The organism is Streptodolium elevatio, assembly GCF_053592165.1.
This window is the reverse complement of sequence record NZ_JBSFVE010000002.1, coordinates 700938-715736: the sequence shown is the minus strand read 5'-3', so window position 1 is coordinate 715736 and position 14799 is coordinate 700938. Positions and strand designations below refer to the sequence as shown.

Genomic DNA, 14799 nt, shown 5'->3' with positions numbered 1-14799 from the left:
CCGTGTGCTCCGCCGCTCCCCGTGAGGCGCGGCCCCCGTTCCCCGTGCTCTCCCGCCCGCCCCCGCGGCCGGGCGCCGCACAAGATCCCCCGTGGACCCTGTGCGACGTGTGGACGACGGAGAACCGCCGTCCGTGGTGCCAGGTCTCCCGCCGCGGCGGATCCCCTGTGCACCGTCAGTCTGTCGGCAACGCGGGTAGACCGTCGTCAGGGAAATCCCTCGACCTCACCCGGCACCAATCCGGCAGGACGGAAATTCAGGACAGAAATCCAGGGCGGAAGGAGCCATCCGTACCGCGAAGTTCACCGTGCGCGTCGGCACCCCCGGCCAGGCCGGAAGCCGAGACACCCGACCGGGGTGGTCGGCGCGGTCCCCGCCGGAGTGCCGCGACCGCGCCGCCCCCGTCCGCGGGCGCCCTGCTCCGCACCGAGCAGGCCGCCGCTCCTCCGCAGGTCGCACAACCGTCCCAGCCACGTCCTCCGTGCGGACGAGACCTCCCCCGGAGGGCGAAATCTCCTGGTCACAGCCTCTACGGTGGACCTGTGACACCCGCCCACGACGACGCGCGCACCGGCACGCCCGCCCCGGCCGATCCGCCCGCCGTCCCCGCGACGCGCACGGACCGGCTGCGCGACCACGCCGTCGGCTGGATCGACGAGCTGCGCCAGGGGGAACGCCCCCTGCTGCGCCGGCCCGCCCCCCTCGACGTCCTCCTCGTCGTGATCCTCGGCATCCTCGCCGTCGGCGGCCTGTTCATGGACGACCTCGGCAACGACGCGCGCCGCGACCCCGACGCGCTCGGCGTCATCCTCGCCGTCCTTTGCGTGCTGCCGCTCCTGTGGCGCTCCAGCCACTCGCTGCGCGTCCTGATCGCCGTCACGGTCCCGTTCTTGATCCTCGCCGGCAACCACTACGGCGCGGCGGGGGCCAGCCTCGGCCAACTCGTCGCGATGTACAGCGCCGCCGTCAGCCGGCCCCGCATCCCCGCCGCCTTCGCGCTGTTCTTCGCCGAGGGCACCACGATGATCTGGCTCGCCATCGGGCGCCGCAACATCGGCTTCGTCGACGTGCTCGCCAACCTCGCCGCGCTGTTCGCCGTCTGGGCGTTCGCCCGCAGCGTCGGGTTCCGCCGCGCGTACACCGCGGAGCTCGAGGCCCGCGCCGACCGCCTCCTGCACACCCGCGAAGCCGACACCCGCGCCGCCCTCGCCGAGGAACGCGGCCGCATCGCCCGCGAACTCCACGACGTCGTCGCGCACCACGTGTCCGTCATGACCGTGCAGGCCTCCGCCGCGCAGCGCACCATCGCCCGCAACCCCGACCGCGCCCGCGAGGCCATGGCGGCGGTCGAGCAGACCGGCCGCGCCGCCCTCGTCGAGATGCGCCGCCTCGTCGGCATCCTGCGCGGCAACGACGAGGAGGTCGGCGGCACCGTCCAGCTCAACGAGGGCCACAACGCACCGCAGCCCGGCCTGGACGCACTCGAGGTGCTGGTGCAGCAGGTCCGCGAGGCGGGCGTATCGGTCGAGCTGTCCATCGAAGGCGTCCCGACCGAACTGCCGCCCGGCATCGACCTCGCCGCATACCGCATCATCCAGGAAGCCCTGACCAACACCCTCAAGCACGCCGGACCGGCCGGCTCGCGCGTGCTGCTGCGCTACCGTCCCGAGGAGATCCTCGTCCGCGTCGCCGACGACGGCCGCGGCGCCGCCGCGAGCCTGGACTCGCGCGACAGCGAGCGCACCGGACACGGCCTGCTCGGCATGCGCGAACGCGTCGCCCTCTACGGTGGACGCCTGTACGCCGGACCCCGCGCCGGCGGCGGCTTCGAGGTCCTCGCCCGCATCCCGCTGGCCCCCGGCGACCGTCCCACCGCCGGGACCGGCGAACGCGCCGACCGACCCGAACGCCCCGACCGTGGCGACCGCACGGACCGGACCGACCGACCCGACCGACTGGAGCAGAACCCAGCATGACGATCCGTGTGATCCTCGTCGACGACCAGCCGCTGCTGCGCACCGGGTTCCGCATGATCCTCGAGGCCGAGCCCGACATCGCCGTGGTCGGCGAGGCGGCCGACGGGCTCCAGGCGGTCGAACTCGTCCGCACCCTCCAGCCCGACGTCGTCCTCATGGACATCCGTATGCCGCGCATGGACGGCGTCGAGGCCACCCGCCGCATCGCCGGCACGGGCCAGGCGGGCGGCCCGCCCGCGGCCGGCACAGCGCGCGTCCTCGTGCTGACCACCTTCGACCTCGACGAGTACGTCGTCGAGGCGCTGCGCGCCGGAGCCAGCGGGTTCCTCCTCAAGGACGTGCCCGCCGACGACCTCATCGCGGCCATCCGCGTCATCGCCGACGGCGACGCGCTGCTCGCGCCCAGCATCACGCGCCGCCTGCTCGACATGTACGCGGCCAGGCTGCCCGCCGCGGAGGACCCCACCCCCGACACCCTCGCCATGCTCACCGAGCGCGAGGTCGAGGTGCTGCGCCTTGTCGCCCGCGGCATGTCCAACGCGGAGATCGCCGCGGAACTGTTCGTCAGCGAGACCACGGTCAAGACACACGTCGGCCACGTGCTCACCAAGCTCGGGCTGCGCGACCGGGTCCAGGCGGCCGTGTACGCGTACGAGAGCGGGCTCGTCCGTCCCGGGGCGCTGTAGGCCCGCGCGCCGGGGCTGGTGGGGGCCGGTCGGGCCCCCTCCGGCGGTGCCGCGCCCGGTGCCCTGCGTCGCGGCTGCGTGGCGGCCGCGGCGGGCTGTGGGGGGCGCCGTCAGAAGCGGGCGTACCCGCGCGGCGTTACTGCTCCGACTCCTGCTGCTGTGCGGGGATGATCGGCAGCGGGTACACCGGGGGAGTGCCGCCGAACTCCGGGCACACCGCCTGGTGGTCGCACCAGCCGCACAGATGCGTGCGCTTCGGCCGCCAGTCCCCGGTGCGCGTCGCCTCGCGGATCGCCTCCCACAGCGCCCGGAGCTCGCGCTCCACGGCCAGCAGGTCCGACTCCTCCGGGTCGTACCAGATGACGTCGCCGCTGCCCAGGTAGACCAGTTGGAGGCGGCGCGGCATGCGGCCGTGCTGACGCCACAGCACCAGCGCGTAGAACTTCATCTGGAACAGCGACTTGCGCTCGAACTGCTGCGACGGCGCCTTGCCCGTCTTGTAGTCGACCACCCGAAGATCGCCGTTCGGCGCCACGTCGAGCCGGTCCACGTAGCCGCGCAGCGTCAGACCGCCGTCGACGCCCTCCAGCGGTGCCTCGACGTACAGCTCGCGCCGCGCCGGCTCCAGCGCGTTCGGATCCTCCAGCGTGAAGTAGCGCTGGACGAGCTTCTCCGCACCCGCCAGCCAGTCGGCCAGCTCCTCGACCTTCACCGCCCCCGCGCCGTCGTCGAACAGCTCTGCCAACTCCGGGCGCTTGACGAGCAGTTCGTCCCACGCCGGACGCAGCAGCCGCAACGCCGCCTCCGGTGTGCGCTCGCCCTTCGGAATGTCGAACAACCGCTCCAGCACCGCGTGCACGACCGTGCCGCGCGTCGCGGCGGCGCTCGGCTTCTCCGGCAGCTTGTCGATCACCCGGAACCGGTACAGCAACGGGCACTGCTTGAAGTCGCTCGCGCGGGACGGCGACAACGACACCGCACGCGAATCGGGCGCGGGGCCGGCAGTGGGGGAGTCGGTTCCGGTCGTACTCATGGCCAGCAGCGTACGGCCACCGGGGGACAACCACCCATCCCGCCGCCCGGACCACCCCTCAACGGTGAAGGCCACCTGTTCGAACGAACACGCGTACGCCGCCGCAACACCCCGCCGCGTCTGGGAAGTTGCCGCTACCGCCAGTAACATCCGACCCGCTCGCGCACCGCCGCCCAGCCGTCGCGTCGAAGGGTCCGTGCATGCGCCCCACCTCCCTCCGGTACGCCCTGACCGCCGCCGCCACCGCGCTCCTCGTCGGCATCCTCCCCGCCGCACCCGCCGCCGCCCACCCGGGAAGCCACCCCGGCGGCGCGCGTACCCCCGACCGCGTCACCGTCAGAGACCGCACGTACATCGCCGACGACCGCGGACGCGCCACCCAGTGGCGCGGCTTCAACCTCGCCGACAAGGGCCACCGCGGCCCCGACGCCTTCGCCGACATCCAGGAACGCGACCTGCGCGACATGTCCCGGCGCGGCTTCAACCTCGCGCGCCTGGTGTTCTTCTGGGACGACCTCGAACCCGCTCCCGGCCGCTACGACCGGGCGTACCTCGGCAAGATGCGCCGCATCATGGACTGGGCCGACCGCTACGGCGTCAAAGTCATGCTCGACGCCCACCAGGACGTCTACGGCCCGCACTTCGGCGGCCACCGCGGCGCACCCGCCTGGACCACCCGGGACGACGGGCTGCCCTACGCCCCCAACCCCGACGACTGGTTCTCCGAGTACTTCCAACCGTCCGTCCAGGCCGCCTTCGACCACCTCTACACCGACGACGACCTCCGCAAAGCCCACGCCCGCATGTGGACCACCGTCGCCGCCACCCTCGGCCGCCACCCGGCCCTCCTCGGCTACGACCTCATGAACGAGCCCTTCGCGAAGTTCCGCGACGGCGAAGACCTCCCCACCGCGGCGGCCCGCTTCGAATCCACCCAGCTCACCGACCTGTGGAACCGCCTCGCCGACGCCGTCCGCCTCGTCGACCGGCGGTCCTGGGTTTTCGTCGAGCCCACCGTCATCGTCGGCCTCGGCGTGCCCACCGCCCTCGGCACCGTCGACGACCCGCGCGCCGCGTACGCCCCGCACTTCTACGACACCGCGATGGAAGGCGGCGCCGACTACGACCCCGACGGCACCTTCATCCAGGCGTACGAAGCCACCATCAGCGACTACCCGACCCGGCACCGCATGCCCGTCATCGTGGGGGAGTGGGGACCACCCGTCCCCACACTCCCGAACATGCGCACCTTCTTCACCCGCATGACCGCCGCCATGGACCGCTTCGCCACCGGCTGGACCAACTGGCAATGGTGCCGCGGCGGCGGCTACTGCACCCTCACCGCCGACGGCGGCCTGAAACCGAACCACGACCTGCTGGTGCAGCCGTACGCGAGCGCCGTCGCCGGGAACCCCACGCAATACGCGTACGACCCCGCCACCCGCACGTACCGGATCACGTACACCACCCGCGCCGACACCCGCGGCCCCACCGAGATCACCGTCCCCCGCGACGTCTATCCGAACGGCTACCGCGTCAAGATCGAAGGCCATAAGGCGAGTTGGCACGCCCACGGCCAGACGGTCGAGGTCTCCGCGAACGGCCGCCCGGGCACGACCTACACCGTCACCGTCACCCCGCGCTGACCCCGGACGGGGACCGGCGGACCGCCGTCCGTGCATCGGTGCGTCGTGTGTCGGCGGGCGGTCAACCCGCCCGCCGCACCGGCGATTTCAGGCCTTCGCCGGCGACCGGGACAGCAGCCGCATGAAGGCATGCTCCACATCAGAGCGCGACAGCACGCCATACACGCTGCCGTCCGCCTCCACCACCAGATACTCGCTCGCCGGCGTCGCCCGCAGCGCCGCCAACAGGTCCTCGCCCGCCAGATCCGCCGGCACGCGCATACCCGGCAACAGGTCCCGCGCCAAAGGCCCGACGGCCACCCACGGCCGACGCTGCACCGGCGTGTCCGTCACCCGCGATTCACGCACCAGCGCGATCGGACCGCCGTTGCCGTCCACCACCACCAGCGCCCGCGCACCCGCCTCATCGGCCCGCCGCAGCGCCTCCGCCAACGGCAGGTCCGCCGCCACCGGAATCGCCCGCCGGGTCAGCGCTCGCGCCTGCAGCCCCGGCAGCCGCTCGCGCAGCTGCTCGGCCCGCAACGACTGCATGGCCCCGGTCCACATGAAGCCGGCGATCAACCCGCCGCACACCACCGTGTAGACCTGAATCCACGTCGAGTCCTCCCGCGACCACCACACCGCCGCGAACAGCACCACCACGGACAGCACCCGGCCCGCCCACGACGCGGCGACCGTCCCGGCCATCGGCCGCTTCGTGGCCCCCCACACGCCCGCACGCAGCATCCGCCCGCCGTCCAACGGCAACCCCGGCAGCAGGTTGAACACCGCCACCATCAGGTTCGACACCGCCAGCAGCGCCACCATCCGCCCGGTGAGCGAATCCACGTCCAGCGCAAGGCCGATGCCCCAGAAGCCGCCCGCCAGCACCAACGACAACGCCGGCCCCGCCGCCGCCACCGCGAACTCGCGGCCCGCCGTCTGTGGCTTGTCGATCTCCGAAACCCCGCCCAGGAACTGGATCGTGATCCGGTGCACCGGCAGCCCGAAGCGCAGCGCCGTGACCGCGTGGGCCAGTTCGTGCACCAGCACCGAGATGTACAGCAGCACCGCGAACAGGAACGAGATCGCGTACTTCCACGAGTCCAACTGCGGGAACAGCCGCTCGAACGTCGGCGCGAACAGCAACGTGATCACCAGCGCGATCACGAACCACGACGACGACACATACACCGGCACGCCGAAGGGCCGGCCCATCAACAGGCCTCCGCCACGCGCGGCACCGCCACCCGGGGCCTCCGCCCCGTCCCGCTGCCCGCTTCGGCCCTGCGGCCCGCCAGAAACACTCACGTTGTCGATGTTATGCGGTGCGTGACCGAGCAGGAGATCCCCTGGCGGGAGCGGCCTCCCGTGACCGGTACGCTGATCCCCATGTCCGAACCGACCGGTGCCGCCCGCCGTCGCGGGCCCTTCCAGGTCGGGGACCAAGTGCAGCTGACCGACCCCAAGGGCCGCCACCACACCTTCACGCTCGAAGCGGGCAAGGCGTTCCACACCCACAAGGGATCGTTCCCCCACGACGCACTCATCGGCGCCCCCGAGGGCACCGTCGTGCGGTCCACGGGGAACTTCGACTACCTGGCGCTGCGGCCTCTGCTCCCCGACTTCGTCCTGTCCATGCCCCGCGGAGCCGCGGTGATCTACCCGAAGGACGCGGGCCAGATCATCGCCATGGCCGACATCTTCGCCGGCGCCCGCGTCGTCGAGGCAGGCGTCGGCTCCGGCGCGCTCAGCACCTTCCTCCTGCGCGCCATCGGCGACCAAGGGCAGCTTTCGTCTTACGAACGCCGCCAGGACTTCGCCGACATCGCCAAGAAGAACGTCGAGCGCTACTTCGGCGGACCCCACCCCGCGTGGCGCCTCACCGTCGGCGACCTCCAGGACAACCTGGCCGAGACCGACGTCGACCGCGTCATCCTCGACATGCTCGCCCCCTGGGAATGCCTGGAGGCCGTGCACAAGGCCCTCGTCCCCGGCGGACTGGTCTGCTGCTACGTCGCCACCACGACGCAACTCGCCCGCACCGTCGAGACCATGCGCGCCATGCGCTGCTTCACCGAACCCCAGTCGTGGGAGTCGATGGTGCGCACCTGGCACGTCGAGGGCCTCGCCGTACGCCCCGACCACCGCATGATCGGCCACACCGGCTTCCTCGTCACCGCCCGCCGCATGGCCGACGGGGTCGAGGCCCCGATGCGCCGCCGACGCCCCTCCAAGGGCTCCTACGGCGAGGACTACGAGGCCCCCGAGGTCTGACCCCGCCTCACCCGAGAAGGCCCGTCCCCGGGCCTCCTCGCCCGCCACGAAGGGGGCGGTTCCGCCCAACCCGGCGGAACCGCCCCCGCTCTCTTCCCCACGCCTCTTCACGGCACACCACCAGCCCACTAACGTTGCCGTCCGTGGCGGATGAACACACCGTGTCAGGGGTCGCGCACACCGGCCCGGAACCCTCCGAACCCACCCTCGCGAAAACCGCGGGCGCCCCCGTCCCCACCGGGCCGCCCGGCAGCGCCGACCTCGTACGCGCCGCCGCACCCGCACCGCGCGTGCAAAAGCCCGACGTGAAGAACTCCGTCGTGCTCGCACTCGCCGTCGTGATCCTGTTCTTCACCGGCATCAGCGGCGCCGCGATCTGGGCCGCCGCCAGCTTCGACGGAGGACGCCCCGGCATCACCGGACCCGCCGACGGGCACCGCGAACCCCCGGTCATCGAACCCGCCGACCGCACCAGGCCCCCACAGACCCTGGAACCGGACGAGGCCGCAACGGCTCCCGAAGCCGCCGAGACCGGAACGGAACGGCCCGGAACCGAGCCCGCCCCCCCCGCACCCGCCACCGAACCCGCAGCGGGCGAACCCCGGGCCGGGCAGCCCCAGACCGGACGCGACGCCGCCCGCGGCGCGGCCGTCGACTGGAACACCGTGGCCTACCCGCAGGACTGCCCCGGCGCCCCCTACGACGTCCGGGACGCCCGCCCCCTCACCGAGGACGCCCGCACGTACGTCGTCCAGGTCCGCTGCGCCGCCGGATCCGGCACCGCGCCCGACGGGCTCTACACGTACGCGCTCGCCCCCGACGGCGGCCCTCCGGCACTCCTCGGGACGCTGCTCGCGGCCGGCGAGGACCGCGTCGTCAAGGAATTCGTCATCCGCGACGGCAAAATTCACGCCACGTTGCAGGGCTGGTCCACGGAAGAAGTACCCCGCTGCTGCCCCGACACGGAGGAGACCCGGGTCCTCACCCCGTGACCGCCCGAGCGGGCGGCACCGCACCTCCGCACGGCGTCCCGGCTGTGCGCCGACGCGTTCGCCGAGCGCCGCAGGCCGCCGTCCAACCGGCTGCCAACCGCGGGCCAACCGCCCACCAACGATCAGGCGGCGTCCGGCCCGTACACCTCGACGCCGTCCGACACGCGACGCACATGGATGCATTCACCTGGGCATTTGCGTGTGGCGTCGATCACTTCGACCACCAGCGGGCCCGGCACCGGCACCGCCGCGCCCGCGTCCGTCCGCAGCTCGTCGTCGTCGCCCTTCACGTAGGCCAGCCCGTCGATGTCCAGCTCGAACACCTCACGGGCGAACTGCACGCAGATTCCGTCACCGGTGCAAAGATCCTGGTCGATCCACACCTCAAGCGGTTCATTCTCGGTGGACATCCGGCCTCGCACTTCACCGTTTCGTAGCAGGAACCGACCAAGAGACCCTACCCCCGACGGCTTCTTGATGTTGTCCGGTGGGTATCTGCACCTCACAACAGTGGGGGCAATCGCAAGGGTGAAGATCGGACACGCCCACATCGTCTTTTGATCAAGGGGTTTCAACCCCTCCTGCCACAGGTAGGGTCGGAGACGTCGCAGCTCCCAGGAGGAGGTGAGGACCGTGGCAGCCCACGACGACGACATGAACCGTGGCGGGAGGCCGGCTCGGGGTACGGACGACCTCATGAGCCAGGTGTCCTTTCTTGAGCAGGAAGTCGCCGTCCTGCGTCGCAAGCTCGCCGACTCGCCGCGTCAGACGAGGATGCTGGAGGAGCGCATTGTCGAGCTCCAGACCAGCCTCGCCGGTCTGACCACGCAGAACGAGCGGCTGGTGGCGACGCTCCGAGAGGCCCGCGATCAAATCGTGGCCCTCAAGGAGGAGGTGGACAGGCTCGCGCAGCCACCTTCCGGATTCGGTGTCTTCCTCAACGCAAACGATGACGGCACGGCCGACATCTTCACCGGAGGCCGAAAGCTCCGCGTGAACGTCAGCCCCAACCTCGACCTCGAGGAACTTCAGCGTGGCCAAGAGGTCATGCTCAACGAAGCCCTCAACGTGGTCGACGCCCTGGAGTTCGAGCGGATCGGCGACGTCGTGATGCTCAAAGAACTTCTCGAAGACGGCGAACGGGCCCTGGTGATCGGGCACACCGACGAGGAACGCGTCGTGCGCCTCGCCGAACCGCTGCTCGACGGCCCGCTCCGGGCAGGGGACTCCCTGCTCCTCGAACCGCGCTCCGGGTACGTGTACGAACGCGTCCCCAAGAGCGAGGTCGAGGAGCTTGTCCTCGAAGAAGTGCCGGACATCGACTACACAAAGATCGGCGGTCTGCGCAACCAGATCGAGATGATCCGCGACGCGGTCGAACTGCCGTACCTCCACCCGGACCTGTTCAAGGAGCACGAACTCCGACCCCCCAAGGGCATCCTGCTGTACGGCCCGCCCGGATGCGGAAAGACGCTCATCGCCAAGGCCGTCGCCAACTCGCTCGCCAAGAAGGTGGCCGAGGCCAAGGGCGGCGAGACCGGCAAGAGCTACTTCCTCAACATCAAGGGACCCGAACTCCTCAACAAGTACGTCGGCGAGACCGAGCGGCACATCCGCCTGGTCTTCCAGCGGGCCCGCGAGAAGGCCAGCGAGGGAACCCCCGTCATCGTCTTCTTCGACGAGATGGACTCGCTCTTCCGCACCCGAGGGTCGGGCGTCAGCTCGGACGTGGAGAACACCATCGTCCCGCAGCTGCTGTCCGAGATCGACGGTGTCGAGGGCCTGGAGAACGTCATCGTCATCGGCGCCTCCAACCGCGAGGACATGATCGACCCGGCCATCCTGCGCCCGGGCCGACTGGACGTGAAGATCAAGATCGAACGTCCGGACGCCGAGGCGGCAAAGGACATCTTCGCCAAGTACCTGACGTCGAATCTCCCGCTCCACGAGGACGACCTGAAGGAACACGGCGACGACCGCGCCACCACCGTCGTCAACATGATCCAGCGTGCCGTCGAGCGCATGTACACCGAGAGCGAGGAGAACCGCTTCCTCGAGGTGACGTACGCCAACGGCGACAAGGAGACGCTCTACTTCAAGGACTTCAACTCCGGCGCCATGATCGAGAACATCGTCGGCCGCGCTAAGAAGATGGCCATCAAGGACTTCCTCGAACTCGGCCACAAGGGCATCCGCGTCTCCCACCTGCTCGCCGCCTGCGTCGACGAGTTCAAGGAGAACGAGGACCTGCCCAACACCACCAACCCCGACGACTGGGCGCGGATCTCCGGCAAGAAGGGCGAGCGGATCGTCTACATCCGCACGCTCGTCACCGGCAAGCAGGGTGCCGACACCGGCCGCTCCATCGACACCGTCGCCAACACCGGACAGTACCTGTGACACCAGCCGCCGCGGCCCACAGCTCGCTGTGGGCCGCGGCGGCGTGTCTGCGCGACCCCGAAACCGACCGCACACCGCCCAAGACCGCCGAGATCAATCGCGCGGTCGTATCCACAGCACCCACCAACCGCAATAGGCTCGTTACATGACCAGGGAGTACCCGACCGGCTACATGTCGGCCCACGAAGCCCCGACGCCCCGACAACTGGGCGTAGCCGGCCGGGTAAGTGATGAGGGGGTCGCATGACCGTCCAGCGCGTGATGGGCATCGAGACCGAATACGGGATCTCCGTGCCGGGACACCCCGGCGCCAATGCGATGCTGACGTCGTCTCAGGTCGTGAACGCGTACGCCGCTGCCATGCAGCGCGCCCGCCGCGCACGCTGGGACTTCGAGGAGGAGAACCCGCTGCGCGACGCCCGCGGCTTCGACCTCGCCCGTGAACTCGCCGACGCCAGCCAGCTCACCGACGAAGACGTCGGCCTCGCCAACGTCATCCTCACCAACGGCGCACGCCTCTACGTCGACCACGCGCACCCCGAGTACTCCGCCCCCGAGACCACCAACCCGCGCGACGCCGTCGTCTGGGACAAGGCCGGCGAACGCATCATGGCCGAGGCCGCGCGCCGGGCCGGCGAGGTCCCCGGCGGGCAGAACATCCTGCTCTACAAGAACAACACCGACAACAAGGGCGCGAGCTACGGCTGCCACGAGAACTACCTCATGCAGCGCGCCACGCCCTTCGCGGACATCGTCCGCCACCTGACCCCGTTCTTCGTCTCCCGCCAGGTCGTCTGCGGCGCCGGCCGCGTCGGCATCGGCCAGGACGGCTCGTCGCACGGCTTCCAGATCAGCCAGCGCGCCGACTACTTCGAGGTCGAGGTGGGCCTGGAGACCACCCTCAAGCGCCCCATCATCAACACCCGGGACGAACCCCACGCCGACGCCGAGAAGTACCGCCGACTGCACGTCATCATCGGCGACGCGAACCTCTCCGAGGTCTCCACGTACCTCAAGCTCGGCACCACGGCGCTCGTCCTGTCGATGATCGAGGACCGGTTCATCACCCACGACCTGACGGTGGATCAGCCGGTGCGCACGCTGCACCAGGTCTCGCACGACCCGACCCTCAAGCAACTCATCACCCTGCGCGCCGGACGCAAGCTCACCGCCGTGCAGCTCCAGATGGAATACCTGGAACTGGCCCGCAAATACGTCGAGGACCGCTTCGGCACCGACGTCGACGACACCACCGCCGACGTCCTCGCCCGGTGGGAATCCGTCCTTTCGCGCCTGGAGACCGACCCCATGTCGCTCTCCCGCGAATTGGACTGGGTGGCCAAACTCCAGATCCTCGAGGGCTACCGGCAGCGTGACGGCCTCGACTGGGACGCGCCGCGCCTGCACCTCGTCGACCTCCAGTACGCCGACGTACGCCCCGACAAGGGCCTCTACAACCGGCTCGAAAACCGGTTCGAGCGCATCGCCACCGAGCCGGAGGTCCAGCGGGCCGCGCATCTGCCTCCCGAGGACACCCGGGCGTACTTCCGGGGCCGCTGCCTGGAACAGTACGCGGACGAGGTCGCGGCGGCCTCCTGGGACTCGGTGATCTTCGACGTGCCGGGCCACGACTCGCTGCAGCGCGTCCCCACGCTGGAGCCCCTCCGGGGCACGAAGGCGCACGTCAAGGACCTTCTGGACCGCTGCCGCACCGCCGAGGAACTGGTCGCCGCACTGACCGGCGGCTGATCGCCGCGGGCGCCGCGCGGTCAAGATCATCCGACGGGGTGAAAACCCGTGTTCGCGGTGAGGTGAACGCGTCTGCGGATGGGTGAACCTGACCCGTGTGGGGGAAGAAGCGTGTGGAGGCGCCGGACCACCGAACGTGTCTTCGAAGACGCGGACGGTGGTCCTCCGCTCCTCACGGCAGCCGGCCGTTCCTTCTACGCCACGGGACCACCCGCGCGTCCCGGCCTGGCAGGCAGTGTGACAAAAAGAATTCCGGTGATCGGGAACAACCGTGGGCCTACGCTTGTAGTGTCTGATCACCTGGCCTTCCGGGGCCGGTTGACCGGATCGACGGGTGGGCAGCGGTATCCCGCACGGGATCAGGATGAAAAGGTGGGGTGAGTCAAATGGCTACCAAGGACACCGGCGGACAGGCTCGCGCTAATAAGCGCTCGGAAGAGGTCGAAGAGAATTCGGTCGAAACCAACGAGGCTTCTGACCTGCAGGAACGCCAGGAAAAACTGACTGATGACGTCGACGCGGTGCTCGACGAAATCGACGAGGTGCTCGAGGAGAATGCCGAGGACTTCGTGCGTGGCTTCGTGCAAAAGGGGGGCCAATAGAAAGCAATGGAGTCGCAAAGCTGGATTCGAAAGTGCCCCGCTTGCGGTGAATCCAAGCCGCATTCCATGTATCACCGAAACACTAAAAGGGCCGATGGTCTGGCCTATTACTGCAAAGCGTGCGTGGCCGCGCGCGCAAAAGCCAAGTACGAGGCGAAGAAGGCTGCCGTCGGGCTGATGGTACGGCAGCGGGAGCGCCTGCCCTCCGGCGTGCGGCGATGTGCCGAATGCAAGCAGGTGCTGGCGCTTGAGGAGTTCTCCCGGAACCGTGCCGCCTCAAGCGGCTACAACTCGTACTGCAAGCCGGGCGGCAACGCCCGAACCGCGGAGTCGCGGCAGCGCCTGCACGGCGGTTCGCGGCACTACCACCTCAAACGTAGGTACGGGCTCGGCGCCGCCGAGGTGGACGAGATGATCAAGGCGCAGTTCGGTGTGTGCCGGATCTGCCTGAAGCCGCGCCCGGAGCACGTCGATCATGACCACGACAGTGGTGAAGTGCGTGGCGTTCTGTGCTTCAACTGCAATAGTGGCCTTGGTCAGTTCAAAGATCGCCCGGATCTGCTGCGCCGGGCCGCCGCCTACTTGGAAGGGATCGTGTGGAAGCCAACACGCGTGGCACCGGGCGTCTACCGGCTGCCTTCCTGACCCCCGGGTCGTCCTCGTTCACCGAGTTCCTGGACGCGTACCAGCCCGAGTTGCTGCCGTCGCGGCGATCCGTGCCGACGTCGCCGGTGACGGTGGAGGCGCCGCACGGCACGACCATCGTGGCGGCGACGTTCCCGGGCGGTGTCGTGATGGCCGGCGACCGCCGCGCCACGATGGGGAACCTCATCGCGCAGCGGGACATCGAGAAGGTGTTCCCCGCCGACGAGTACAGCTGTGTGGGGATCGCGGGAACGGCCGGGATCGCGGTCGAGATGGTTCGGCTGTTCCAGGTCGAGCTGGAGCACTACGAGAAGATCGAGGGCGCCACGATGTCCCTCGAGGGCAAGGCGAATCGACTGTCGCAGATGATCCGCGGCAACCTCGGCATGGCCATGCAGGGGCTTGCGGTGGTGCCGGTGTACGCCGGCTACGACCTCGACGCGGGCACCGGACGCATTTACAGCTACGACATCACCGGTGGTCGCAGCGACGAGCAGGGCTTCACCTCGGTGGGCTCCGGTTCGCTGTTCGCGCGCGGCGCGCTGAAGAAGCTCTACCGCGACGACCTGTCCGCCGACGACGCGGTCACGGTCTGCGTGCAGGCGCTGTACGACGCGGCGGACGACGACTCGGCGACCGGTGGGCCGGACCTGTCCCGCAAGATCTACCCGATCGTGACGGTGGTGACCGACGAGGGCCTGACGCGGTGGACCGACGAGCAGGTCGGGGCTGTGGTGCAGACGATCGTCGGGGAGCGGCTGATCCGCCCCAACGGTCCGAACGCACCTTTGAACTAATGGTTTTGACGGCCCAT

The 14799-nt window shown here is 69.9% G+C and carries 13 protein-coding genes; 10 read left to right on the top strand and 3 right to left on the bottom strand.

Annotation, left to right across the window (positions count from 1 at the left end):
* Window positions 1-542: 542 nt before the first annotated feature.
* Window positions 543-1976, top strand: coding sequence for a histidine kinase (locus tag ACWD12_RS07305; RefSeq protein ID WP_450098703.1), 1434 nt, complete (start codon window positions 543-545; stop codon window positions 1974-1976).
* On the top strand, window positions 1973-2662 hold the full coding sequence (locus tag ACWD12_RS07300) for a response regulator transcription factor (RefSeq protein ID WP_358355641.1): 690 nt from the start codon (window positions 1973-1975) through the stop codon (window positions 2660-2662). Before ACWD12_RS07305 ends, ACWD12_RS07300 begins: the two co-directional genes overlap by 4 nt.
* Window positions 2663-2798: 136 nt before the next feature.
* Here ACWD12_RS07300 and ACWD12_RS07295 read toward each other — a convergent pair whose 3' ends face one another.
* Window positions 2799-3695 (bottom strand): RecB family exonuclease, encoded by an 897-nt coding sequence (locus ACWD12_RS07295; protein ID WP_358355639.1) that lies wholly within the window; start codon window positions 3693-3695, stop codon window positions 2799-2801.
* A gap of 200 nt (window positions 3696-3895) precedes the next feature.
* Here ACWD12_RS07295 and ACWD12_RS07290 point away from each other — a divergent pair, with 200 nt between their 5' ends.
* Complete coding sequence (locus ACWD12_RS07290) at window positions 3896-5341, top strand: cellulase family glycosylhydrolase (RefSeq protein WP_450098702.1); 1446 nt, start codon at window positions 3896-3898, stop codon at window positions 5339-5341.
* Between the two features lie 87 nt (window positions 5342-5428).
* Here ACWD12_RS07290 and ACWD12_RS07285 read toward each other — a convergent pair whose 3' ends face one another.
* A complete protein-coding gene (locus ACWD12_RS07285; protein ID WP_450098701.1) occupies window positions 5429-6631 on the bottom strand; it encodes a site-2 protease family protein in 1203 nt (400 codons plus the stop codon).
* Between the two features lie 81 nt (window positions 6632-6712).
* Between ACWD12_RS07285 and ACWD12_RS07280 the strand changes: the two genes are divergently transcribed.
* Both ACWD12_RS07280 and ACWD12_RS07275 read left to right on the top strand, forming a co-directional pair.
* Window positions 6713-7597: a tRNA (adenine-N1)-methyltransferase gene (locus ACWD12_RS07280; RefSeq protein ID WP_358355633.1), complete on the top strand. Its 885-nt coding sequence runs from the start codon at window positions 6713-6715 to the stop codon at window positions 7595-7597.
* A 143-nt stretch (window positions 7598-7740) separates the two neighbouring features.
* Window positions 7741-8589 (top strand): hypothetical protein, encoded by an 849-nt coding sequence (locus ACWD12_RS07275; RefSeq protein WP_450098700.1) that lies wholly within the window; start codon window positions 7741-7743, stop codon window positions 8587-8589.
* A 122-nt stretch (window positions 8590-8711) separates the two neighbouring features.
* Here the strand turns inward: ACWD12_RS07275 and ACWD12_RS07270 are convergent, their stop codons facing one another.
* Window positions 8712-8999, bottom strand: coding sequence for a ferredoxin (locus ACWD12_RS07270; RefSeq protein WP_450098765.1), 288 nt, complete (start codon window positions 8997-8999; stop codon window positions 8712-8714).
* A 223-nt stretch (window positions 9000-9222) separates the two neighbouring features.
* Here ACWD12_RS07270 and arc point away from each other — a divergent pair, with 223 nt between their 5' ends.
* The 5 genes from arc (at window position 9223) to prcB (ending at window position 14782) form a co-directional block, all read left to right on the top strand.
* Complete coding sequence (gene arc / locus ACWD12_RS07265) at window positions 9223-10989, top strand: proteasome ATPase (RefSeq protein ID WP_358355630.1); 1767 nt, start codon at window positions 9223-9225, stop codon at window positions 10987-10989.
* A gap of 243 nt (window positions 10990-11232) precedes the next feature.
* Entirely contained in the window at window positions 11233-12738 is a 1506-nt protein-coding gene (gene dop / locus ACWD12_RS07260) for a depupylase/deamidase Dop (RefSeq protein ID WP_450098699.1), read from the top strand.
* Window positions 12739-13124: 386 nt separating this feature from the next.
* Complete coding sequence (locus ACWD12_RS07255; RefSeq protein WP_450098698.1) at window positions 13125-13340, top strand: ubiquitin-like protein Pup; 216 nt, start codon at window positions 13125-13127, stop codon at window positions 13338-13340.
* 123 nt (window positions 13341-13463) lie between these two features.
* Entirely contained in the window at window positions 13464-13985 is a 522-nt protein-coding gene (locus ACWD12_RS07250; protein WP_450098697.1) for an endonuclease VII domain-containing protein, read from the top strand.
* Window positions 13937-14782: a proteasome subunit beta gene (prcB, locus tag ACWD12_RS07245; RefSeq protein ID WP_358362800.1), complete on the top strand. Its 846-nt coding sequence runs from the start codon at window positions 13937-13939 to the stop codon at window positions 14780-14782. The genes ACWD12_RS07250 and prcB overlap by 49 nt, the downstream gene beginning before the upstream one ends.
* Window positions 14783-14799: the final 17 nt, after the last annotated feature.